Below are 23,646 nucleotides of genomic sequence, written 5' to 3' on the forward strand. Positions count from 1 at the left end.
GTGATCCAATAAGCGGCGTTACGAGACAAGGCCGGCGCGTCGGCGGTGGCCGGCGCGGGCAACCCCGTCACGGCCGGGCGCCAGACTTCACGCAACGGAGCCTGCACGGCCTCGCCGGCCGGCGCGGCGCGGTAACGCACCATGCCGAACGGTTCGGCGGCGGCCTGCTCGGCCCGCACGATCGCGGCGAGCCGGTCGCCCGTCAGATCGCGCGCCGGCATGAGCAGCGCACCGCCGAATTTCGGCTGTTCGATCGCGGCGGTCTTGAGCAACGCGGCCAGCGGTTCCGTCAGATACGCCGGCACGCTCGGGTCGCAGATCACCAGCATGCGCAACGCACGTCGCGGCTTGCCGCCGATCCAGTCGGCGATGGTCTGGTGCAGATGGCCGAACCAGGCTTCGAGCCATGCCGCCGGGTCGGCCTGCGAAGGCACCGGTAACGCCTGCACGTCATTTCCGGCAGCGGCCAGCACGGTGCGCGTGGCGTCGAGCCAGGCGGCGCTTGCGCCTGCCAGCACCAGCATCGAATCGCTTGCGGAACCGGGCGGCGCGAAGTCGACGGGCAACGCGTGCGGGGTCCAGTCGCCGCCCGAATAGATCAACGCGTGACCATCGTCGGCGGCCGGCGCGGCCGGCGCGTCGGTCGTATCGGTCGTATCGGTCGTATCGGTCGTATCGGTCGTATCGGTCGTATCAACGATATCGGCCCCGGCCGCGTCGTGGCCGGATGCGGCCACGCGCAAGGCCAGATCCACGAAACGCACGCAGATCCGCCCATCCTTGTCCGCCAGCTCGATATCGAGCCGCAGCAGCGCGGGATTGGCTGCCGCGCGCGCCGCGCCGGTGCGGCGCACGTGCGCCCACATCGCGCTCGTGCACGGTGCGAACACCTCGATCGCGCGGCACGCGAACGGCACGGCCGCGCCGCCGGCCGCGAGATCCACCTCGGCAAGCCCGGCCCAGGCCTGGATCGCCGCGTCGAGCATGATCGGATGCAGCGGCAAGGCCTCCAGCGTGTGATGCAGCAAGCGCGGCAGCTTCAGGCTGGCCAGCACGTAGCCCGGCCCGCGATGCAGCTTGCCCAGCGCCTGGAAATTCGCGCCGTGATGCATGCCGCGCGCGGTCAGCACGCGGTAGATGTCGGCGCCGTCCAGCAGATCGGGCGCCTGCGCGCGCAAGCCCGCCAGGTCGAGCGCGTCGGGCACGGCATCCGGCCATTGCGCCGGCATGCGTTCGATGCGGCCCTGAACATGCGGCACCGCTTGCGGGCCGCCGTCGTCGGTATCGATCTCGAAGCTCGCCGCGCGCCGCTGCACCGCCTCGGCGCTCGCGCGACGCAAGCGGATTTCCACGCTCGTCGGCCCGACGCCGGCACGGATCGGCCGCGCCCAGAGCAGATTCTCGAAGCGCCAGTGAAACGCGCGCTCGCCGCCGCCTTCCGCCTGGTGCGCCTGTTCGCTCGCCGCGCGCGCCATTTCCAGGCCGACCATGCCCGGCAGAATCTGCACGTCGCCCACGCGATGCTCGTGCCAGAAGAATTCGCCGCCCTTGAAGCGCGATGCATGGCGTTGCAGATCGAAGCTCGACAGATTGCGGTGCAACAGCGGGTGCAGCATGGCGTCGGGGTCTTTCACGCCGAGCGATTCGTCCATCCAGTAGCGTTCGCGTGCGAACGGATAAAGCGGCGCGTGAATCCGGCGTGCAACGGCTTGGCCCGAGGCCTGCGAGGTCGCCTGCCACGCGGCCCAATCGACGTCCTCGCCGCTCGCCCAGGCCTGCGCCAGTTCGTGCGCGGCGCGCGCGGCCGGATCGTCCGTGGCGACCTCGCCCGCCGGCTCCGATGCACCGTCCTTGAGCGCTCGCAGGGCCTCGCACAGCGCGGGATAGTCACGCACCGCCCAGGCGGCGCGCACCGCCATCGGCTCGCGGCCGATCTGCAAGGTATGCGCGAGATCGCGCAACGGCACGTGCGCCCCCTGCGTCTCGATGAAATCCAGCAGGTTCGCGGCGCTGGCGGCCAGCCGCGCCGCGTCCTTCGCCGATAACGGCACGACCAGCCATGCATCGTCAGCCGACCCGGGCGAGGCAGGCGACCCGTCGCTCGCGTCCTCGATCAGGACGTGCGCATTGCTGCCGCCGAAGCCGAACGAACTGACGCCCGCGCGTCGCGCCCGGCTCGCCTGGCGCGGCCACGGCGCGGTGTCCTGCTGAATCCGGAACGGGCTGCCGGTGAAATCGATCAGGTCGTTCAGCGATTCGAAACCGACGTTGCCGGGCAACGCGTCGTGCCGCAACGCGGCCAGCACCTTGACGATCCCGGCCACGCCGGCCGCGCCCTCCAGATGGCCGATGTTGGTCTTCACCGAGCCGATGCCGCAACTGTCCGGCGTCGGCGCCGTGCCGCGCTCGGCGTGCAGCGCGCCGAACGCCTGCTTGAGCCCGGCGATCTCGATCGGATCGCCCAGCGGCGTGCCCGGGCCATGCGCCTCGATATAGTCGATCTCGTCCGGCCCCACGCCTGCGTCGCGACACACCTGCGCGATCAGCTCCGCCTGCGCCTGCGGATTGGTCACGGTCAGCGCATTGGTGCGCCCGCCGTGATTCACGCCGATGCCGCGGATCACGGCATGAATCGGATCGCCATCGGCGAGCGCGCGATCGAGCGGCTTGAGCAGCAGCATCGCCCCGCCCTCGCCGCGCACATAGCCGTCGGCGCGCTGGTCGAAGGCCTTGCTGCTGCCGTCGCGCGACAGCATGCCGTTCTTCGAGAACGCCACGAAATGATTCGGAGACCAGATCAGATTGACGCCGCCGGCCAGCGCCTGCTCGCATTCGCCGGCCTGCAGCGCACGCACGGCCTCGTACACGGACGTGAGCGAGGCGGCGCACGCCGTGTCGTTGACGATGCTCGGGCCGCGCAGGTCGAAGTAGTGCGAGATCCGGTTCGCGATGATCGAGAACGCGATGCCGGTGGGCGTATAGGCATCCACATGGTTGAGGTTCTTCTCGATCAGTTCGGCGTAATCCCAGTGGCACACGCCCATGTAGACGCCGGTGCGCGAACCGGCGAGATGGCCCGCCCGGTAGCCGGCGTCCTCGATCGCGTGCCAGGCCAGTTCGAGCGCGAAGCGCTGCTGCGGGTCCATCCAGGCCGCCTCGCGTGCCGAGATGCTGAAGAACGGCGCGTCGAAGCAATCGGCGTGGTCGACGAAACCGCCCCAGATGCTCGCCGTCTTGTTGCCCTTGGCGGGATTGCCGCGCCAGGCCTCGGCGTCCCAGCGCTGCGGCGGCACTTCGCCGATCAGCGAACGCCGGGCGGCCAGGTGGCCCCAGAAAGCATCGAGCGAATCGGCTTGCGGCAGGCGCACGCCCACGCCGATGATCGCGATCGGCGTCGCGGCGGATCCCGGTGTCGTCATCTTCATGCTCCCGAACTGCGCATGGCGGCAAAGCGCCGGTTCAACAACGTCGCCGTCTCGTCCATCAGCCGCTCCGCCAGCACGTCCACGCGGCGCTCGCGCCAGGCGTCGAGCGCGGTGCCGCCCACCCATTGATTGAAGGCGCCGAGCGCCGGGCCGCAGTGAATCTGGAAATCGACCTTGTGCGCCGCGTCGCCGGCCAGCGCCCAGCGCGTCGCATCCTTGAAATAGCGCTTGAAGATCAGCGCCATGCGGTACTTCGGATTGCGTTCGGCGCGCTCGATCTCGGCGGGCGGATAGGCCGCGCGCACCTCGTCAAACACGGTCTCGAAGCTGCGCTTGAAATAGCGCTCCTGGATCTGCTGGCGGGTCTTGTCGTCGATCTCGTCGAGCGCGCCGTACTGCCGGTGCAGCGCCACCAGCTTGCTGGCGCGCGCCGGGAAGAAGATGCCCTTCTTGAGCACCTGCACCTTCGACCCGAGCTCGAACATCTCGCCGGAGGGGGCATATTCGGTGTCGTAGGTGCGCATCTCCTGCAACATGTCCTTGACCAGTTCGCTGGTGCCCGCTTCCACCGTGCACTGATTGATCGAGCCGGTCAGGATGAAATCGGCGCCCATCACGAACACCGCCGCCGCCGCCGCGGGCGTGCCGATGCCGCCCGCCGCGCCGACGTAGATCGGACCGAAGCGCGGCAGCCTTGCCTGGCAGGCGTCGCGCACGCCGAGCACGGCCGGCAGCAGCGTGAACGGCATGCCCTGATCGGTGTGGCCGCCCGAATCGGATTCGACGCACAGGGCATCGACCATCGGCACCTGCCGCAGCCACTGCGCTTCCTCGGCGGTAATCGCGCCGCTGTCGAGCAGCTTGGCGAGCATGCGCTCGGGCGCGGGCGACGCGAACTGCTCCGCGACGTCGGGCCGCGACACCTTGGCGATGATCCGGTTCGCCGCGTGGATGCGCCCGCCATCGGCGCGCAGCCCCTTGGCGCGATAGCGCACCAGCGCCGGGGTGACCTCCATGAACGCCGAGGCCTCGATGACACGCACGCCGTGACGCAGCAGCAGATCGGTGAGCTGTTCCTCGAGGTGCGGGAAATTGCTGTGGGCGATGAAGTTGATGCCGTAGGGCGCGCCGGCCCCGAGCCGCGACTGGATCTCGACGATCGCCGCCTCCACCTTCGGCATCGGCATGCCGCCCACGCCGAAGAAGCCGAGCAGCCCGGCCTGGCCCATCGCCACCACCATGTCGACGGAGGCAATGCCCTGATACATGCCGCCGCTCAGGTAGGCATGACGCACACCGAAATCCGCGCAGAAATCGCGCGAACCGAGCGAGGCGGCGGTGAAACCGGCAACGTTGGAAACCGGGGCGGGTGCGGGTGCAAACGCGGGCTCGGACGCCGACGCGGCAACGCCGACCGGCATCTCGACGGCCCGCGCCGCCTCCTGCGCTGCCTCGGCCTGCCGCGCGGCCTGCGCCGCCGCTTCCTCCTCGCGCGCCAAACTCGCCGCATCGAGCGGCCCGGCTTCGTTCCGGATCCGCATCACCATCGGCTTGACCACCGCCACCTCGTGCGAGCCGACCTCCTCGAAATCGCCGACTTCGAGGCCCTTGGCCAGCAGGTAACGCACGCTGTCCGACCAGCGCACGGGCGCCGTGATCTGCCGCACCATGGCCTCGCGAATCCGCTGCGGATCGTTCGCGTGCGGGCGCGCACTGACGTTCGAGATGACCGGCACGGCCGGCGCGCCGAACACCACGCCCGCGGCGAATTCGCCAAAGGCCCGCTGCGCCTCGGCCATGAACGGCGTATGGAACGCGCCGCTCACCTGCAGCACCTTGTAATAGCTCGCGCCGCCGGCCATGAACAGCGGTTCGGCACGTTCGATCGCGTCGCGCTCGCCCGAGATGACGATCTGGCGCGGCGTATTGAAATTGGCCGCATGCACGGTTCGCAGGCCGTGCTGCGCCAGCAGCGCATCGACCTGCTCCGCGTCCAGCCCCAGCACGGCGGCCATGCCGCCGCCCGACGCTTGCGCCATCAGTTCGCCGCGCCGCTTGACGAGCCGCAGGCCGGTTTCGAAATCGAGCACGCCGGCCGCGAACAACGCGACATATTCGGCCACGCTATGGCCCAGCAAATAATCGGGGCGGCCCTCGGCGGCGCTGCGCTGCAAGTAGGCCAGCGCGCTCACCACATACAACGCGGGCTGGGTGAATTGCGTTTGCGCGAGCCGCTCGGCCGGCCCGTCGCCGCACAATGCCTCGATCGAGTAACCGAGCACGGCGTCGGCCAGCGCGACTTCGCGCGGAAACGCCCGGAACAGCTCACGCCCCATGCCGACGCGCTGTGCGCCCTGTCCGGCAAACATGAATGCCTTCATTGCAATCCGCCCTCTAGCTGCGCGCGCGTGCGCTCCCATTGCACCGTTCCCAGGTCGAACTTGACGACGCGGTCGGCCACCGGCCAGTAGCGCTCGTCATGCGTCACCGCCACCACCGTCTTGCCCCGCGCCCGCAGCCCCGGCAGGATTTCCATGTAGAACTGCTCGCGGAAATGCACGTCCTGCTCGGCCGACCACTCGTCGAACGCGTAGATCGGCCGGTCTTCCAGCATCGCCGCGATCAAGGCCAGGCGTTTGCGCTGCCCGGTCGACAGATTCAGGTTGGTGAAGCTGCCGTCGCGATAGCCGACCTTGCCGGCCAGCCCCATCTGCGCGATCAGCCGGTTCACCTCGGCGGCGTCCACCTGCTCGCTGCCGTACAGACGATCGAACAGATGGAAATCGCCCCAGATGGCCGAGAACTGCTCGGACAGGCCCACCCGCGAAGCGTTGTCGAGCGGCACGCCGTCCACCAGGATCGCGCCCGCATCCGCGCGATAGAGGCCCGTGAGCAGGCGCGCCGCGGTGGATTTGCCGCTGCCGTTGCCGCCCACCAGGAACACGATCTCGCCGCGCGCCAGGTGCAGGTCCCACGGCCCCGAGGTGAACACCTTGCCGCCCTCCGCATCGCGGTGGCTGAAGGCGATGCGCTGGTAATCGATGCGCTCGAAGCCCGCGAACGCCGCCGCGGCCGCACGGGCCTGATCGGTCGTGACATGCTCGGCCTCGTCGAGCTGCTGCTCGATGCGCAGCACGCCCTGCAGGCCCACTTCGGCCCGCACGAACATCGGCGACTGCGCGACGATCTTCGAGAGCGCGCCCATGCAGAACAGCAGCGTGGGCACCAGTTGGAACACGATCATCCGCTGCCCTTCCAGGTAACGCGGGAAGGCAAAGCCCACCACCCCGAGCATCAGGTAGGTGACGAAGCTGCTGAGCAGGATCATCGACGCCAGGTGCTCGCCCGACTCCACCAGCATCGCCTCGGTCTGCTCCGACATGTCGCGGTAGGTTTCGTAGACGGCATCGCTCTTGCGGCCGTTCAGGCGCACTTCCTTGAAGCCGTCGATGATCCCGTTGAGCACGTCGAGCATCGCGGCGTGCGTCACCGCCACCTGCCCCAGCGATTCGCGAAACTGCCGGCTGATGCTCATATAGCCGAACACGCCGAGCGCCACCGAGGCGACGAACACGACCAGCGCGGCGGGCGAGAGATAGGCGAGATAGACCAGCGACGCCAGCAGCAGGACGGCCTGCTGCACGCTGTCGACGAGAATCGGAAACGTGATCGACAGGTGATTGGTTTCCTGCGACACCGCGGCGATCAACTGCCCGCGGCCGAGCTGATCGACCACCCGCAGTTCGCTGCGCCGCAGCTTGTCGACCACGCTCAGCCGCAGTTGCTTGAGCAGGCGCTCGATGACGGCGTTGGCGCGCAGCAGCGCGATCCGGTCACACGTGTAGTAGATGCAGAAGATCCCGACGAAGGTCAGGCAGGCCACCACGCCGGGCTGCTTGCCCTGCGCCACGTAGCGCGCCACGCTGTTGACCGCGACCACCAGCAGCGCGTTGGCGAGGCCGGCGATCGAGGTCAGGACGGCCATCAGGCGCAACTCGCCACGGTTCGCGTGTCGGACGAAATCGAGGATTTTCATGGGCGCGGGCCGCTCAGGCGTGCGTGTCGGTGGCGCTCTCGGTCATCAGACCGAGATCGAGCGTGATCAGGCGATCGCTCATGTGCCAGTACTTGTCGTCGTGCGTGACGGCGATCACCGTCTTGCCGCGGCGTTGCAGCTCGGGCAGCAGCTCCGTGTAGAAGATGTCGCGAAAGCGTTCGTCCTGGTCGGCCGCCCACTCGTCGAACAGGTAGATGTCCTTGTCCTCAAGCTGGCTGACGATCATCGCCAGCCGCTTGCGCTGCCCGGTCGAGAGGTTGTGGGTCGAGAAACCGCCGGCCACGTACTCCACCTTGCTCGCCAGCCCCATGCGCTCGATCTGCGCGCGCACGCGCTCCGGCTCGATGTGATCGAGGCCGTAGAGCCGGTCGAACAGATGGAAGTCGGGAAAGATGCACGAGAACAGCTCGCGATAGCTTTGCAGCGTCTGCGCCGTGACCGGCTTGCCATCCACGCGGATGGTGCCCGCGTCGGGCTGGTACAGGCCGCACATCAGCTTCATCGCGGTGGATTTGCCGCTGCCGTTGCCGCCGCGCAGGAACACGAGTTCGCCGCGCAGCAACGACAGGTCCCACGGGCCGCTGCCGAACAGCACGGTGCCGCCGGCATCCTGGTAGGCGAACTCGATCCCCTCGAACGCGATCTCGCGAAAGCCCTCGAACGGCGACGGCACATCGGGCGCCGGGTCGACGTTGAGGTCGGCGCGCGCGTCGAGCCGCTGTTCGAGCCGGAACACATGTTCGAGTTCGATATTGGCGCGCGCGAAAATGGGTGCCGCCGCCGTCACCGCCGTGACCGGCCCAACGCAAAAGATCGCGGCAACCGCGATCTTGTAGATGACGCCGGTATAACCGGAGAAAAATATCGGCAGGACGAAAATCACCACTCCGAGCAACGCATATAAAAATGCATTGCTGAACAACAGCAGCACCACCCATTTGCCGCCCACGCCGCTCACCAAGGTTTCGAGCTTTTCGACAATTTGCGTATAGCGGCGAAACAGCGAATCGTTTTTATCGGCGTTCAGGCGAATTTCCTGAAAACCGTCGGTGAAATGGCTCAGGGAATCGAGCATTTGCGCTTCCTGGCCGTGCACCGCGGCCATCGCCGCATCGAGCGTTTTACGCCGTTGCCAGAAATATGAAATTCCGAAGATCGTCGCAGATGCGATCACCGCAAACGATATCGGCGACAACAATGCGATATAAAGCATGCAGAACGCAAACAGGCAGACGCTTTGCGCGGCGCTCACCAGCAACGGGAAATTCTGCGAAACCTGACCCGCTTCCTGCGCCAGCGTCGCGAAGATCTCGCCGCGCCCGATCCCTTCCAGCGCGCGGAGTTCGGCGTGGCGGATCTTGTTGGCGATGCGCAGGCGAAGCGCATCGAGGCGCTGTTGCAAAAAGCGGTTGGCTTCGCGCAACGAGGCACGATTCGCAATGTAGAAAATCGCGAACGCAATCAGATAAAGCAGAGGTAACTTGGTATCAACCGATTGGGCGCGCGCGGCTTGATTCGCCGCGGCATTGATCAATGCGATCAAAATGATGTTGGCCAGGCCCGCCAATAACGTAATGTATATCGAGCTCTTGATCCGCCCCGGCACATCGGTCCTGAGTAATTCAATGATATACATTGGCCTGGTCTATTTATTACATCCAGCTTACTACCCACGTGTCCCTGCCTGCGGGAAACTTCGAGTCGCCGAACGATATTGTTTCAGTAATTTGAACCGAAATTCGAACGCCATCGGGATTGAGCGGTGCATTTAATACCACGTCAATCTTAAAAGTGTCAAGAAAACGATAAAAGGCGATTTTTTATTACGCTTTTTTGACGAGCGCCACGAAAAATATCGCGTTCTCGAAAATGGATAGGCAAGTTGGCATCCACTTGGAAGCTGTGCGCTTCTGCCCGGACAAGCACTGCACAATCGTTTTTGAGCGCGATGCCTCACGCTCTTCCAAGGCGTCGCCGCCTCACTCCCCGCTCCGGATCTCCCCCGGCCCCTTCCCCGTCCAGCGCTTCAGCGCCCGCCGGAAATTCGCCGTATCGCTGAAGCCAATCAGCATCGCCACGTCCTCGGTGCTCATCTTCGTCGTCTTCAGATATTCGATGGCGAGCGAACAGCGCACATCGTCGACGATCGCCAGATACGACGTGCCCTCGCCATCGAGCCGCCGCCGCAGCGTGCGGCTCGTCATCTTCAGCGCGCCCGCCACCGCCTCCATGCTCGGGAACTCGCCGGGCTTGCGCATCAGCAACTGGTAGACCTCGCCGGCCGCGCCCGACGAGGTCTTGGTCTGGCCGATCAGGCGGTCGCAGGTTTCCTGCAGCAGCGCGGCCGAATGCCGGTGCGCCAGTTGCGGGCGAAACTCGAGGATGGCGCTGTCGTAAATCAGTTCGCACTGCGTGGCATCGAATTCGCACGGGCAGCCGAGGTACTCGCGATAGAGCGCGGCGTGCGGCGGCGCCGGATAGGCGAAGCGCGCCAGCATGGGCGGGCAGCTTCGCCCGGCCACATCCTGCAGATGCGTGACGTGCTGCGTGTACTGCTGTTCGAGCAGGAATTGCTGCACGTCGTGCGGCAGATCGGTGGCAAACGCGTCGGGGAAGGTCCAGACGGCGCGGTCCGGATGCTCGGCCCATTCGATCGTCACGGTCGGCGTGGCGAGCCGGTGATATTTGACGCCGAGCCGGAAATAATCGCGCAGCGACAGGCACGACATCAGCGCATAGCCGTACATGCCGTAAGCGGCCAGATGCAGCCGCGAGCCGGTGCGAAACGGCGTGGCCGGATCGGCCGACAGCGCCACCGCGTTCCGGCACACGGCCGCGTACTGGCGCACCGAGGTCTGCACGGCGGCGTCGTAGATCTGGCCCGGCGCGATGCCGCTGCCCTTCAGGGCGGCCTCGGCCGCAATGCCCTGCTCGGCCAGCACCTCCACCAGCGCGGCGATCTTGTAAGGCGCGTAGATGCGCTCGTTCAGCAACGGCAATCGCGACGACATCGCCCCTCCTTTCGGATGTCCGCGAAAGACATCACTCTGTCCGAAATTGACCTTACGCGGCGCATCGTAGCTCACTATGATTCACAGAACAACAGAAGCCCCCGCCACCGGCCCGGTGCTTCGCCAACGTATCGGAGACACGCATGACCCGCCCCGCTCCCCCGCCGCCGTGGCGCCGCCGCCGCCTCGTGCGCGGCGCCGCGCCGGCCGACGCCCGAGCGCCTGTTTAGCGCCCGCTTGGCACCCGCTCGGCGCCGGTACACACGCCGGCCGCACCGAGATCATCCGGGCCGCCACGCCGCGCCATCGCGTCGCCGCCCTGCCCCGCTCCGCTCCGCTTCATCTGCAAGGATTCCCAAATAATGAGCAAGCCCCAAGCCAAGGTCATCATCACCTGCGCCGTGACCGGCTCCGCGCATGTACCGTCGATGTCCGAACACCTGCCGATCACGCCGGCACAGATCCGCGACCAGGCCATCGAGGCCGCCGAGGCCGGCGCGGCGATCCTGCACCTGCACGCGCGCGACCCGGAGAACGGCCGCCCGACGCCGTCGCCCGAGGTGTTCCGGCAGTTCGTGCCGGCCATCGCCGAGCGCACCGACGCGGTGATCAACATCTCGACGGGCGGCAGCACGCGCATGACGCTCGACGAACGGCTCGCCTATGCACGGCTCGCGAAGCCCGAGATGTGCTCGCTGAACATGGGTTCGATGAATTTCTCGCTGCACCCGATCGCGGCCCGCATGAGCGACTGGCGCTTCGACTGGGAGAAGGATTACCTCGAAGGCATGGAAGACATGATCTTCCGGAACACGTTCCGCGACATCCGCAACATCCTCACGGAGTTCGGCGATTACGGCACGCGCTTCGAGTTCGAATGCTACGACGTCGGGCACCTGTACAGCCTCGCCCATTTCGTCGATCTCGGCCTCGTCAAGCCGCCGTTCTTCATTCAGGCGGTGGTGGGCATCCTCGGCGGCATCGGGCCCGACCCGGAAAACCTCCAGGTGATGCGCGCCACGGCCGACCGGCTGTTCGGTCGCGACCAGTACCACTTCTCGGTGCTCGGCGCGGGCCGGCACCAGATGTCGCTGGTCACGCTCGGCGCGATCCTCGGCGGCAACGTGCGCGTGGGGCTCGAAGACAGCGTCTACCTGTCGAAAGGCGTCAAGGCGAAGAGCAACGCCGAGCAGGTGCGCAAGATCCGCCGGATTCTCGAGGAACTCTCGTTCGAGATCGCCACGCCCGACGAGGCGCGCGCCATGCTCGGCCTGAAGGGCCGGGCCGGCATCACGCCCTGAGCCCTGAGCCCTGCCCCCCAACGCCATCCCCATGACCTGCCACCTGCACGCGGCCTCGCCGCATGCAGGACACCGAACAAAACCGGCAGGCCCACACCCGGAGACACGATGAAACCCGCAACCGTTGACGAACCCGCAGCCGGCCTCCTGCATCGCCTGGCCACCCGCAAGGCGATGGCAAGGCTGCTGCCCCTGATGTGCGCGATCTATTTCCTGTCGTTCATCGACCGCACCAATGTCGCGCTGGCCAAGGCCGCGCTGGCCGCCGACCTCGGCATCGGCGCGGCGGCCTACGGGCTCGGCGCCGGCATCTTCTTCATCGGCTACGCGCTGCTGGAAGTGCCGAGCAACCTGGCCGCGCACCGGATCGGGCCGCGCCGCTGGATCGCGCGCATCGCCGTGACCTGGGGCCTGCTGTCCACCGCCATGCTGTTCGTGCGCGGCGAGTGGTCGTTCTACGCGCTGCGCGTGCTGCTCGGCATCGCCGAGGCGGGACTGTTCCCGGCGCTGATGTACATGGTCACGCTGTGGTTCGCGCCGAAGGATCGCGCAGTGGCGGTCGGCTGGATCTACACCGCGCCGTCGCTCGCACTGATCGTCGGCAGCCCGCTCGGCGCGGCGCTGATGCAGCTCGGCGGCATCGGCGGCCTGCGCGGCTGGCAGTGGATGTTCCTGATCGAAGGCGTGCCCACCGTGATCGCGGGCATCGTGCTCTATTTCAAGCTGCCGGACCGGCCCGCCGACGTGCGATGGCTCACGCCGCAGGAGGCGCGCTCGCTCGAAGCGCACGCGGTGATCGACACGCACGGCCACGCCGAGCTGTTCTCGTCGGACTGGTTCGCGGCGATCAAGCGCCCCACCACGCTGCTGATCGCGCTGATCTACTTCCTGAACCAGGTGGCGTTCGTCGGCCTGTACTTCTTCACGCCCGCGATCGTCGCGCAGATGCATGTCACCTCGCCGCTGGTGGTGGGCCTGCTGTCGAGCAGCGTCGGCATCGGCTTCCTGCTCGGCGTGCTGATCCTGCCGCGCCTCCATCGCCGCGTCGAGGCCGATTGCACATTCCTGGGCATCCTGACGGCCGGGCTCGTGATCAGCGGCATCCTGTTCATCGCGGCGGGCAACCGCAGCCTGCAGATCGCGCTGCTCGGCGCGACCGGCTTCTTCGCGGGCGGCGTGCTGCCGTCGTATTGGTCGGTCGCGATGAAGCGCCTGCAGGGCATCCAGGCGGCGGCCGGCCTCGCGTTCATCAATACCGTGGGCCTGCTCGGCGGCTTCGCCGGCCCCTACCTGTTCGGCCTCGCCGAGACGGTCAGCGGCCGCAGCGACGCGGGCTTCAACGTGATCGTGGGCGCGTCGGCCATCGGCTTGTGCCTGGTGCCGCTGCTGGCCCGCGCGATCCGCGCCGAAACGCGGCCGGCCGCCGGCGCAGGCACGATCGCCGGCGCGCCGGCCGGCATCGATTACCCGGGCTGACAGCCCAAGCTTCGACGTTATCCAAAGAGGGCAAGCATGAGATTGAACCAGCAGGTCGCCATCGTCACGGGCGCGGGCCAGGGCATCGGCGCCGCCACCGCGCTGAAATTCGCGCGCGAGGGGGCCATCGTCGCGGTATGCGACATGAACGCGGAATCGGTGCGGGCCGTGGCCGGCGCGTGCCGCGAGGCCGGCGCGCGCGCCGTCGGGTTCGAGCTGAACGTGACCGATCGCGGCGCGGCTGACGCGGTGGTCGAGCAGGTGCTGCAGCAATTCGGGCGCGTGGACGTGCTCGTCAACAACGCCGGCATCACGCGCGACGCACGCCTGCAGAAGATGAGCCTGCAACAGTTCGACGATGTCATCGACGTGAACCTGCGCGGCGTGTTCCATCTGGCGCAGGCCGTGCTCGAACCGATGCTCGCGCAAGGCGCGGGCGTGATCCTCAACGCGAGTTCGGTGGTGGGCATCTACGGCAACTACGGCCAGACCAACTACGCCGCGGCCAAGTTCGGCGTGATCGGCTTCACCAAGACCTGGAGCCGCGAGCTGGGGCCGAAGGGCATCCGCGTGAACGCCGTCGCGCCGGGCTTCATCGACACGCCGATCCTGTCCACCGTGCCGGACGACGTGCTGCGCAAGATGCGCGAGCAAGTGCCGCTGCGCCGGCTCGGCAAGCCCGAGGACGTGGCCAACGTCTACGCGTTCCTGGCCAGCGACGAGGCGGCCTATATCAACGGTGCGGTGATCGAGGTGTCGGGCGGCATGACGTTGTAGTCACAACCATCAGGAGGCGACCCATGAATCCCATCCACGGCTTTCGCATCGATCCGGCGGCGGTGCGCAGCGTCGGGCACGATCTGCAACGCCCCGAATGCATCCTGGCCCGGCGCGACGGCACGCTGCTGGTGGCCGACGCACGCGGCGGCGTCATGCGGATCGATGCATCGGGCGCGCAGGCGCTGATCCTGCCGAACGATGCCGCCGCCCCGGCCGCATCCGACGGCTTGACCAGCGGCTCGCTGCCCAACGGCCTCGCGCTCGACGCCGACGGCCATCTGCTGATCGCCAACATCGGCACCGACCGCCTCGAGCGGCTGACGCTGGCGGGCGAGCGGCAGGTGCTGCTGGACCGGCTCGACGGCAAGCCGCTCGGCAAGGTCAACTTCGTGCTGCGCGACAGCCGGGGCCGGCTGTGGATGACGGTCTCGACGCGCGTGACCCCCTGGCCGAACGCGGTGCGCTCGACGCTCGCCGACGGCTATATCGTGCTGATCGACGCGCGCGGCGCGCGCATCGTGGCGGACGGCCTCGCGTTCGCCAACGAGATCCGCTTCGATGCCGACGAAACCTTCCTGTACGTGGCCGAAACCACCGCGAAACGCGTCAGCCGTTTCCGCGTCGATGCCGACGGCGCGCTCGGGCCGCGCGAAACCTACGGCCCCGATTCGCTCGGAGCAGGCCTGATCGACGGCTTCGCGTTCGACGCGTTCGGCAACCTCTGGTGCGCGATGATCTTCTCCGACCGGCTGGTCGCCATCGATCCGTCGGGTGCGACGCACACGCTGCTCGACGACGGCGACGCGGCCGCCACGGCGCGCTTCGAGGCAGCCTTCGCCACCGGCGAGATCGTGCCGATGCCGGTGATCGAGCAGACGGGCGGCACGCTCGCGCCCTGGCTGACCAGCGTCACGTTCGGCGGCCCCGAGCTGCGCACCGTCTATCTGGGCAGCCTCAAGCGCACCTCCATCCCCTGCTTCACCGCCCCGGTCGCGGGTTTGCCGATGATCCATTGGTGAGCATTCCGAACCGACCTTCGCGACTCCCTTTCCTCAAGGCCAGCATGAACACCTACGAGCTTCTGAAACCCGTGCCCGGGTTGCGCGTCTTCATTTCCGGCGCGGCCTCGGGCATCGGCGCGGCGATCGCCGACGCCTTCCTGCAGGTGCAGGCCCGCGTGCATATTTGCGATGTCGATGCGGCGGCCGTCGAGCGCGCGCAGGCGCGCCACCCCGATCTGCACGCCGCCGTGGCCGACGTGTCGGATCGCGCGCAAGTGGACCGCGTGATCGACGAGGCCGCGAACCGGCTCGGCGGCCTTGACCTGCTGATCAACAACGCGGGCATCGCCGGCCCTACCGGCACGATCGAAACGATGGCGCCCGACGACTGGGACCGCACCATCGCCACCAACCTGAACAGTCAGTACTACTTCCTGCGCCGTGCCGTGCCGGTGCTCAAGGCCAGCGGCGGGCAGGCGGGCATCATCGCGATGTCGTCGGTCGCCGGGCGGCTCGGCTATGCGTATCGCACGCCGTACGCATCGACCAAATGGGCCATCGTCGGGCTCGTGAAATCGCTCGCGATCGAACTCGGGCCGAGCAATATCCGTGTGAACGCGATCCTGCCCGGCGTGGTGGAGGGCGAGCGCATGGACCGCGTGATCGCCGCGCGCGCGGCGGCGGCCGGCGTCGGCGTCGAGGCGATGAAGGACGAGTACCTGCGCAAGATCTCGCTGCGCCGGATGGTCAACGTCGACGATATCGCCGCGATGGCCCTGTACCTCGCCTCGCCCGCGGGCCGCAACATCTCGGGGCAGGCGATCAGCGTCGACGGCAACGTCGAATACCTGTAAGCCCCGCTGCGGCCCGGCTCGCGCCGGGCGCGGGCGTCAGCGGTGCCCCAGCTCCCGCAAATACGCGCTCAACATGTCGGCCATCGCATCGGCGTACGTGCGAATCTCGGCCGCCGTGCGCGGCTTCTCCGAAAACTGCTTGCCGACCGTGGTCAGCGTCGCCACCACCAGTTCGCCCGCCAGCGCGAGCCGGTCGGGCGGCGCGTCGGGCAGCGTTTCGCGCATGAACGCCTCGACCACGCCCTCGCCGGAAGCCCGCACTTCGCGCGCTTCCGGCGCATCGCGATAAAGCGGCTCGGCATCGTTGAGCGCGATACGCATGTCGGCCTCTTCGCATTCCGAATGGAGGAACGCATGCACCAGCTTGCGCAGCCGCACCAGCGGCGCATCGCGCACGTCCTCCAGGATCGCGCGCAGCATGTCGGCCGTGCGCCGCCATTCGTCGGACTGCAGACGAAACAGGATGGCCGCCTTGTTCGGGAAATATTGATAGACCGAGCCGACGCTCACGCCGGCCTTCTCCGCCACGCGCGCGGTGGTGAAGCGCGATGCGCCTTCCTTGGCCAAAACCTGAATAGCCGCCTCCAGGATGGCCGCGACCAGCTCGGTCGAACGGGCCTGCTGCGGCGCCTTGCGCGCGGAAATACGGGGGGAACGGGAGGTTGTCATGGCGTGCCTGGGGCGTCGAGACAATGCGAATAGGAAATGCGACGAAGCCGTCGTATTCTGAATGCGACAAATTCATCGCATTTTACCGACGCGCCATCCGGCGCTCAATCGTTCCCGGAGCCTTCATGACGACCCTGACCCAAGCCCCGCTCGCCCCGCTGCTCGACCGCATGTTCGAGCAGGCCGCGGCGGCCACCAGCCCGGCGCTGGCGCAAACGCCGAAAGCCGAACGCGATCGCCTGTTGCGCAGCAAGACCGAATACCGCGATCTCTACACGCGGCTGAAGGACCTGTGGCTGCCCGTCTCGCGCGAAACCGGCACGCTGCTCTACATGCTGGCGCGCAGTTGCCGCGCGACGGACATCGTCGAATTCGGCACCTCGTTCGGCATTTCGACGCTGCACCTGGCCGCTGCGCTGCGCGACAACGGCGGCGGCCGCCTGATCACCAGCGAATTCGAGCCGGCGAAGGTGCTGAAGGCGCGCGAGCATCTGCGCGCGGGCGGCCTGGACGATCTCGTGGAAGTGCGCGAGGGCGACGCGCTGGAAACGCTCGCCACCGGCCTGCCCGAGCGCATCGACCTGCTGCTGCTCGACGGCGCGAAGGCGCTCTACAACGACGTGCTCGATCGCGTGGAAAGCCGCCTGCGGCCCGGCGCGCTGATCGTCGCCGACAACGCCGATTTCAGCCCCGACTACCTGGCGCGCGTGCGTGCGCCGTCGAGCGGGTATTTGTCGACGCCGGTCGGTGAGGATGTCGAACTGTCGATTCGACTCGGTTGAGCCTCGCCCACTCGCTCGCTGCGCGATCCCCGCCCGGGGGTCGCTAATGCTCCGCCATCCTTCAACCGGTTCAGCCACGCACGTTCGCTTCTCCGGCTTCCGCCATACGCTCTCCCACTCGACGCCCGTCGCCGCCAATGCATCGGCCATCGCATCTCGATGGTCAGGCTTGACGACATCATCCGGCTCAACCACGCACGTTCGCTTCTCCGGCTTCCGCCATCTGTCAGCCGCTTCCCTATTCGAAACCCGCCGCCAATGCATCGCAATGGCCGGGCTTGTCGACCTCCGCGCCGACGATGACGGATCGATGCACGCGCAACGAATCGGATTCGGGACGCCGCTGCGGATGACCGGGCGCGGCGGCACAAAGCATCGTCCGCCCACGCCCCGCCACGCTCGCTTACTGCATCACGCTCACGCGCACACGGCGCAGATACATCGCGATCAACAAGCCAATCAAGGCCGCCACACCGCCCGTGAAGAACACCCCGCCGTAACCGCCGTGGTCCGCCAGCAAGCCGGCCAGCGGCCCGGTCAGGCCGTAGGCGAGATCCTGGAACGCCGCGTAGGCGCCCATCGCCGTGCCGCGCAGGTTCGGCGCAACCAGATGCACGACCTCGCGCCCCATCGACGGAAACACCATCGAGCAGCCCAGCCCGGTCAGGAACGCGCCGGCCAGCGCGAGCGCCGGTTCGTGCGCGCCCCAGATCAGGAACTGGCCGAGCGTCTCGACCGCCAGCGAGCCGATCGCCACCGGCAGGCCGCCGACGCGGTCGGGCAGATGCCCGAACAGCACGCGCACCAGCACGAAGCCGACGCCGAACGCGCTCAAGCCCAATCCTGCGTACTGCCAACCGTTGTGCAGGAAGTCGAGCGCGAAGAACGCGCCGATCGCCGCGAAGCCGATGCCTTGCAGGCACACCACCAGGCCGTGCAGCCAGATCCGGCCGACCACGCTGAAGAAGCCGGGGCGCTTGCCGTGCGGATGCGGCGCGATGCCCGGCAGCACGGCGATCACGGCCAGCCCGAGGCACGGCAGCAGCGCGCTGACGGCCATCGTGCCGGCAAAGCCGATCCGGCCGAACAGCAGCAGGCCGAGCGGGCCGCCCACCGCGAACGCCCCGTAGATGGCCGCGCCGACCAGCGCCAGCACCTGGCCCGAGCGCGCCGGGCCGACCAGGCCGACGCCCCACGTGATGATGCCCACGCCGCCCAGGCTCTCGCCAAGGCCGAGCAGCAGCCGGCCCGCGACCAACACGCCGAACGCGGCCGGCGGCGCGTCGATCAGGCCCGCGATCAACGTGACGGCCGCGCCCGCCGCATACAACAGCAGGCCGCGCACCACGGCGGTTTTCGCGCCGCGCCGGTCGGTCAGGTTGCCCGCGTAGCCGCGCGTCAGGATGGTGGCCAGAAACGCCACGCCCACGCCGAGGCCGGCCCAGACGTTGTCGAGGCCGAGGCGATGCGTGACGAACACCGGAATCACCGGCAGCGGCATCGCCACGCACAAGTAGGAAACGAACAGGACTGCCGCGATCAGGTACAGCCGCCGTCGCGAGGTATCGGGTTGGGTCGAGGTGGACATGCGTTCAGCCGGTAACGTGAAGGTTGGAAAATGTGACGAATTCGTCGCAATAAAGAATACGATCGATTCGTCGCGTTTCCTATTCGCGTTGGGACGGGCCGTTACCGGGAGTGAACGAGAGGGCCGGTGAGCCTTGCCGCGTAGGGGTGCGGCGCAGGTTGTGGGGTGCTTTTGGTTGCGCCCGCAACGGCATGCCGGCCGGGGGCATTCGCATTGGCGACGGCAGCGGCCGTCACACGACAAAGCGCGCCGTCATCCGGCGCGCCCTGTTTTCAGGCATCCACCGCCGCCCCTTCGGCCTGCCGTACTTCCCGCCGCGCCGCGCTGCGGCGCATGTGCCAGCGCGCATAGGCGGCAGTCGCCAGCGGCGCCAGCAGCGACGTGACGATGGTCGAGGCCGCGATCTGCGGCGTGGCCACCGCCACCAGCGCGCCGAGCCGCGGGTCCACCGCCGCGATGGCGGTGGGCGTGGCCACGGCGTTGCCGGCGGTGGTCGCGGCCGCCATGCCGCCCACCCCGGTGCCGCCGGCCAGCCGCGAGGCCAGCACGTTGAACACCGCGCCGGCGGCCAGCGTGATCAGCCCGAGCACGATGCCCGACAGGCCCGCGCCGAGAATCGCATGCAGGTTGATCTGCGCGCCGAGGCCGAACGCGAAGAACGGAATCAGCAGGTCGCCGCCCGACTTGAGGAAGCGGCGCATGTCGGGGTCGAGGTTGCCGAGCACCATGCCGATCACGATCGGCAGCACGGTCGCCACCAGGTCGATCACGGGGATCTTCGCGAGCCCCGACAAACCGAGCGCCACCATTGTCACGAACGGCCCTTCGAGGATCGACAGCACGGCCAGCGCGCCGCGATCCATGTCGTCGCCGAACTGGCGCGTCAGCGCCGCATACAAACCCATGTTGGCGTTGGTCACGGCGGCGATCACGGCCATGCCCGACAGCCCGAACAAGCCTTGCGGCCCGCACAGCTTGCTGACCGCCAGGCCGATCAACACGCCGCTGGCGAGCTTCGCCAGCGTGATGATGGCGCCGTTGCGCAAGGCGCGCGGCGCGGTGCGCAGTTGAATCTCCGCGCCCATGCACACGAAGAACACGGCGAGGATCGGCAAGGCGCCGTGCGCAAGCTGGGTGGAAAAGCTGCCGATCGACAGCACATGCGGGGCGAACGTGTTGAGCACGCTGCCCCAGAGCAGCGGAATCACCATCATGCCGCCGGGAAAGCGCTCGAGGGCCTGTTTGATCTTCATGCGGAGTCTCCGTCCGGATCGGGCGCGCAGCGTGGCGCCTCGCCGGAATCTGATTGGTATTGCCGATCGATTCAGCCGTGCAACGACAACGGCTGTCGTGCCTATCGTGTGTAGCCTGCGTGCCGGGCGACGGCGGCGTGAGCGGCGGTCACGCACAATGCTTGCGTGCGCGCCGCCGCCCTGCCGCGCTTACATCTGCGCGCCGATCATCCAGGGCACGAATTCCTCGTTGCCCACGCCGAGCGCCTCGCTCTTGCTCTTGCCGCCCGAGGCCACCTCCACGATCATCCGGAAGATTTCCTCGCCCTTCTGCTCGACCGTCGCCGCGCCGTCCATGATCTCGCCGCAGTTGATGTCCATGTCGTCCACCATGCGCCGGTACATCGCGGAGTTGGTCGCGACCTTGATCGACGGCGCGGGCTTCGCGCCGAAGCACGAGCCGCGCCCCGTCGTGAACACCACGAGGTTCGCGCCGCTGGCGATCTGGCCGGTCGCGCCCATCGGGTCATAGCCCGGCGCATCCATGAACACCAGGCCGTGCGTGTCCACCGGCTCGGCGTAGCGGTACACGCCCATCAGCGGCGACGAGCCGCTCTTGGCCACCGCGCCCAGCGATTTCTCGAGGATGGTGGTCAGGCCGCCGGCCTTGTTGCCGGGCGTCGGGTTGTTGTCGATGCTGCCCTTCTCGCGCTCGGCATACGATTCCCACCAGTGAATGCGCTCGACGATCTTCTCGCCCACCTCGCGGCTCACGGCGCGGCGCGTCAGCAAGTGCTCGGCGCCGTAGATCTCGGGCGTTTCGGTCAGGATCGCGGTGCCGCCGTGGCGCACCAGCAGATCCACCGCCGCGCCGAGCGCCGGGTTCGCGGTGATGCCGGAGTAACCGTCGGAGCCGCCGCATTGCAGCGCCACGCTGATGTGCGACACCGGCAGCGGCTCGCGCTGCGCCTGGTTCGCCACCGGCAGCATGCGCTCGACGGCGGCGATCGCGGCGTTCACCGTCTTCTGCGTGCCGCCCTCCTCCTGCATCACCAGCGGCACCAGCAGCGGCCCCGGCTCGACGCCCTCGGCCACGAACATCGCGCCCATCTGGTTGGCTTCGCAGCCCAGACCGATGATCACCACGCCGGCAAAGTTCGGATGCCTGACGTATCCGCCGATCGTGCGGCGCAGTTGCTGGATGCCTTCGCCGTTGTGATCGATGCAGCAGCCGAAGCTGTGCGTGATCGGCACGATGCCGTCCACGTTCGGGTAGGCGTCGAGCGCGCCCGGCGCGCTGAAGTGCTGGGTCACGAGCTTGGTGACGGTGGCCGAGCAATTGACGGTGCTGATCACGCCGATGTAGTTGCGCGTGGCCACCCGGCCGTCGGCGCGCCGAAAGCCTTGAAAGCTCAGGGGTGCGGCGGCGGGCGAGACGGGGTGCATGTCCTCGCCGAACGCGTAATCGCGGTTGAATTCGCCGATCGACAGGTTGTGCACGTGCACGTGATCGCCGGCGCGAATCGGCTGCGTGGCGAAGCCGATGATCTGCCCGTAGCGGCGCACCGGCGCGCCTTGCTCGACATCGCGGCAGGCGATCTTGTGGGCGGGGGGAATCTCGGCGCTTGCGACAAGATCGTCGAATTCGGCGAGAATCGTTCCCGCGGCAAGCGCGCCGCGGGCGATCAGCACGTCGTCGTTGTCGTGCAGTTTGATGGCGAGCGTGGCGCTCATGTCATGCCTCCTGATTGTGGGGTCGGGCTGCCGGGCCGCGCTTGTCATGTCGAACGCCGCATGCGCTGGGCCGGGGTGCACGCATCATGCGGCGGCCCGCGCGGCCCGCGCAAATTGGTCAGGCCACTTTTTCGGCAGGCCGGCACACACGCAGAAACACACGCAGAACCAAGGTGGAAATCGCATGAAAAGCACGGGTGCGCTGAATCAGACCGTCCGGCAGATCGAGACAGGCATTGCGGAAGGACGCTGGCTGGCGGGCGGACGCCTGCCGGCCGAGCGCGCGCTGGCCGAGGCGTTCGGCGTGTCGCGCGCGACGGTGCGCGAGGCGATCGCGCGCCTGGTCAGCAAGGGGCTGCTGGAAACACGGCACGGCAGCGGCGTGTATCTGCTCGGCAACAAGCCGGTGGGGATCGCCGCGCCGTGGATGCAACTGATCGCGGAAACGCCGCCGCTGCGCTCGGAAACGCTTGAATTCCGGCTGGTGTTCGAATGCGCGGCCGCGCGCTTCGCGGCGCAGCGCGCATCGGCGCGGCAGATGGAGCAGTTCGAGGCGATTCTCGAACGGATGCACGGCGCCGTGCATCACGCCGACGTGGACGAGGAAGCGCGCACCGACGGCGAATTCCACGCCACGCTGACAGCCGCCTCGCACAACCGGCTGCTCGACCAGTTCTATGCGGGCGTCATCACGATGCTGCGCGAACACATCGCAAGCAATACTTACGATGCCACCGTCAACAACGCGAACGCGGCCGTGCAGGCGCGCGACCGCCTGTTGCAGCACGAAACCATCTATCGCGCGATTCGCGACCGCAACCCCGACGCGGCACAGGACGCGATGTTCGTGCACATCGATTACGTGGGCCGGCAGTTCAACGTCGAACCGGCCGGCTGAACGCCACGCGAGCGAGCTTCGGGCGAGGCGCGATGCCCCCCGCCCCTGCCGTCACACCAGCCCGGTGGTATAGAACACCGCGATCGCCAGGAACGACGCCGCCACCTTGATACCCGTCATGAAGAAGATGTCGCGATACGACTCGCGATGCGTGAGCCCCGTGACGGCCAGCAGCGTGATCACCGCGCCGTTGTGCGGGAGCGTATCCATGCCGCCGGCCGCCATCGAGGCCACCCGATGCAGCACCTCCAGCGGAATGCCGGCCGCGTTGGCCGCATCGATGAAGCGGTCGGACATCGCCGCCAGCGCGATGCTCATGCCGCCCGACGACGAACCGGTGATGCCCGACAGCAGGTTGATCGTCACGGCCTCGTTGATCAGCGGGTTCGAGATCGATTGCAGCGCGTGGGCCACCGTCAGGAAGCCCGGCAACGCCGCGATCACCGCGCCGAAGCCGTATTCGGAGGCGGTGTTCATGGTCGCCAGCATCGCGCCCGCCACGGCCGCCTTCGAGCCGTCGGCGAACTTCTCCCGGATCGACGCGAAGCCGAACGCCAGCACCACCACGATGCCGCTGCACAGCGCACCGAGCACGGCCCAGATCGCGACGATCTTGGCCGTCTCGACCTGAATCGGCGTGCTCATGCCGGGCAGGCTCACGTTGAAGGTGGGCGCGTACCAGTGCGGGATCAGGCGCGTCAGCAGCAGGTTCACCACGCCCACCACCACCAGCGGCGCGAGCGCCACGAGCGGATGCGGCAAGCGCATGTCGGCCGGCGTTTCCGGTTCGTTGCGCAGGTTCGTGCCGTAGCCCTCGCCGCGCCGCGCGGCGCGACGG

General features: G+C 67.8%; 16 protein-coding genes and 1 pseudogene. 7 read left to right on the forward strand and 10 right to left on the reverse strand.

What is annotated here, in order from left to right:
• From ACYP33_RS14755 to ACYP33_RS14775, 5 genes are all read right to left on the reverse strand, one after another.
• Positions 1–3,419 (reverse strand): type I polyketide synthase (locus ACYP33_RS14755; protein ID WP_459622580.1); only part of this gene is annotated, 3,419 nt, incomplete at its 3' end.
• A 2-nt stretch (positions 3,420–3,421) separates the two neighbouring features.
• A complete protein-coding gene (fabD, locus tag ACYP33_RS14760) occupies positions 3,422–5,794 on the reverse strand; it encodes an ACP S-malonyltransferase (protein WP_459622582.1) in 2,373 nt (790 codons plus the stop codon).
• Between the two features lie 8 nt (positions 5,795–5,802).
• Entirely contained in the window at positions 5,803–7,461 is a 1,659-nt protein-coding gene (locus ACYP33_RS14765) for a cyclic peptide export ABC transporter (RefSeq protein WP_459622584.1), read from the reverse strand.
• 13 nt (positions 7,462–7,474) lie between these two features.
• Entirely contained in the window at positions 7,475–9,118 is a 1,644-nt protein-coding gene (locus ACYP33_RS14770) for a cyclic peptide export ABC transporter (protein WP_459622586.1), read from the reverse strand.
• 343 nt (positions 9,119–9,461) lie between these two features.
• Positions 9,462–10,493 (reverse strand): AraC family transcriptional regulator, encoded by a 1,032-nt coding sequence (locus ACYP33_RS14775; RefSeq protein ID WP_459622588.1) that lies wholly within the window; start codon positions 10,491–10,493, stop codon positions 9,462–9,464.
• A gap of 362 nt (positions 10,494–10,855) precedes the next feature.
• Between ACYP33_RS14775 and ACYP33_RS14780 the strand changes: the two genes are divergently transcribed.
• The 5 genes from ACYP33_RS14780 (at position 10,856) to ACYP33_RS14800 (ending at position 15,905) form a co-directional block, all read left to right on the forward strand.
• Positions 10,856–11,794 (forward strand): beta-keto acid cleavage family enzyme, encoded by a 939-nt coding sequence (locus ACYP33_RS14780; RefSeq protein ID WP_414439657.1) that lies wholly within the window; start codon positions 10,856–10,858, stop codon positions 11,792–11,794.
• A gap of 108 nt (positions 11,795–11,902) precedes the next feature.
• On the forward strand, positions 11,903–13,270 hold the full coding sequence (locus tag ACYP33_RS14785; RefSeq protein WP_459622590.1) for an MFS transporter: 1,368 nt from the start codon (positions 11,903–11,905) through the stop codon (positions 13,268–13,270).
• Positions 13,271–13,306: 36 nt separating this feature from the next.
• Positions 13,307–14,047, forward strand: a complete 741-nt coding sequence (gene fabG / locus ACYP33_RS14790) for a 3-oxoacyl-[acyl-carrier-protein] reductase (protein ID WP_459622592.1) — start codon at positions 13,307–13,309, stop codon at positions 14,045–14,047.
• Between the two features lie 23 nt (positions 14,048–14,070).
• Positions 14,071–15,069, forward strand: coding sequence for an SMP-30/gluconolactonase/LRE family protein (locus ACYP33_RS14795; RefSeq protein ID WP_459622594.1), 999 nt, complete (start codon positions 14,071–14,073; stop codon positions 15,067–15,069).
• Positions 15,070–15,113: 44 nt separating this feature from the next.
• Positions 15,114–15,905 carry an SDR family oxidoreductase gene (locus ACYP33_RS14800; RefSeq protein ID WP_459622596.1) on the forward strand — a complete coding sequence of 264 codons (792 nt, stop codon included), beginning with the start codon at positions 15,114–15,116 and terminating at the stop codon, positions 15,903–15,905.
• Positions 15,906–15,941: 36 nt separating this feature from the next.
• Here ACYP33_RS14800 and ACYP33_RS14805 read toward each other — a convergent pair whose 3' ends face one another.
• Positions 15,942–16,574, reverse strand: a complete 633-nt coding sequence (locus ACYP33_RS14805) for a TetR family transcriptional regulator (RefSeq protein WP_459622598.1) — start codon at positions 16,572–16,574, stop codon at positions 15,942–15,944.
• A 125-nt stretch (positions 16,575–16,699) separates the two neighbouring features.
• On the opposite strand from ACYP33_RS14805, the gene ACYP33_RS14810 reads away from it, so the two are divergent.
• Entirely contained in the window at positions 16,700–17,356 is a 657-nt protein-coding gene (locus ACYP33_RS14810) for an O-methyltransferase (RefSeq protein WP_414447183.1), read from the forward strand.
• A gap of 403 nt (positions 17,357–17,759) precedes the next feature.
• On the opposite strand, the gene ACYP33_RS14815 is transcribed toward ACYP33_RS14810, so the two are convergent.
• The 3 genes from ACYP33_RS14815 to ACYP33_RS14825 form a co-directional block, all read right to left on the reverse strand.
• Positions 17,760–18,944: an arabinose transporter gene (locus ACYP33_RS14815; RefSeq protein WP_459622600.1), complete on the reverse strand. Its 1,185-nt coding sequence runs from the start codon at positions 18,942–18,944 to the stop codon at positions 17,760–17,762.
• 272 nt (positions 18,945–19,216) lie between these two features.
• The gene (locus ACYP33_RS14820; RefSeq protein WP_459622602.1) at positions 19,217–20,197 is read right to left on the reverse strand and encodes a 2-keto-3-deoxygluconate permease; all 981 of its coding nucleotides are present in this window, start codon (positions 20,195–20,197) and stop codon (positions 19,217–19,219) included.
• Positions 20,198–20,386: 189 nt separating this feature from the next.
• Positions 20,387–21,910 (reverse strand): UxaA family hydrolase, encoded by a 1,524-nt coding sequence (locus ACYP33_RS14825; protein ID WP_459622604.1) that lies wholly within the window; start codon positions 21,908–21,910, stop codon positions 20,387–20,389.
• A 184-nt stretch (positions 21,911–22,094) separates the two neighbouring features.
• Between ACYP33_RS14825 and ACYP33_RS14830 the strand changes: the two genes are divergently transcribed.
• On the forward strand, positions 22,095–22,808 hold the full coding sequence (locus ACYP33_RS14830) for a FadR/GntR family transcriptional regulator (protein ID WP_459622606.1): 714 nt from the start codon (positions 22,095–22,097) through the stop codon (positions 22,806–22,808).
• Between the two features lie 51 nt (positions 22,809–22,859).
• Here ACYP33_RS14830 and ACYP33_RS14835 read toward each other — a convergent pair.
• A pseudogene (locus ACYP33_RS14835) lies at positions 22,860–23,646 on the reverse strand (GntP family permease); the annotation flags it as partial.

The sequence above is a fragment of the Burkholderia sp. 3C genome (assembly GCF_054589155.1).

Coding starts and splice junctions, on each gene's coding strand:
- fabD (WP_459622582.1), bottom strand. CDS start 5,794: ATGTTTGCCGGACAGGGCGCACAGCGCGTCGGCATGGGGCGTGAGCTG.
- ACYP33_RS14765 (WP_459622584.1), bottom strand. CDS start 7,461: ATGAAAATCCTCGATTTCGTCCGACACGCGAACCGTGGCGAGTTGCGC.
- ACYP33_RS14770 (WP_459622586.1), bottom strand. CDS start 9,118: ATGTATATCATTGAATTACTCAGGACCGATGTGCCGGGGCGGATCAAG.
- ACYP33_RS14775 (WP_459622588.1), bottom strand. CDS start 10,493: ATGTCGTCGCGATTGCCGTTGCTGAACGAGCGCATCTACGCGCCTTAC.
- ACYP33_RS14780 (WP_414439657.1), top strand. CDS start 10,856: ATGAGCAAGCCCCAAGCCAAGGTCATCATCACCTGCGCCGTGACCGGC.
- ACYP33_RS14785 (WP_459622590.1), top strand. CDS start 11,903: ATGAAACCCGCAACCGTTGACGAACCCGCAGCCGGCCTCCTGCATCGC.
- fabG (WP_459622592.1), top strand. CDS start 13,307: ATGAGATTGAACCAGCAGGTCGCCATCGTCACGGGCGCGGGCCAGGGC.
- ACYP33_RS14795 (WP_459622594.1), top strand. CDS start 14,071: ATGAATCCCATCCACGGCTTTCGCATCGATCCGGCGGCGGTGCGCAGC.
- ACYP33_RS14800 (WP_459622596.1), top strand. CDS start 15,114: ATGAACACCTACGAGCTTCTGAAACCCGTGCCCGGGTTGCGCGTCTTC.
- ACYP33_RS14805 (WP_459622598.1), bottom strand. CDS start 16,574: ATGACAACCTCCCGTTCCCCCCGTATTTCCGCGCGCAAGGCGCCGCAG.
- ACYP33_RS14810 (WP_414447183.1), top strand. CDS start 16,700: ATGACGACCCTGACCCAAGCCCCGCTCGCCCCGCTGCTCGACCGCATG.
- ACYP33_RS14815 (WP_459622600.1), bottom strand. CDS start 18,944: ATGTCCACCTCGACCCAACCCGATACCTCGCGACGGCGGCTGTACCTG.
- ACYP33_RS14820 (WP_459622602.1), bottom strand. CDS start 20,197: ATGAAGATCAAACAGGCCCTCGAGCGCTTTCCCGGCGGCATGATGGTG.
- ACYP33_RS14825 (WP_459622604.1), bottom strand. CDS start 21,910: ATGAGCGCCACGCTCGCCATCAAACTGCACGACAACGACGACGTGCTG.
- ACYP33_RS14830 (WP_459622606.1), top strand. CDS start 22,095: ATGAAAAGCACGGGTGCGCTGAATCAGACCGTCCGGCAGATCGAGACA.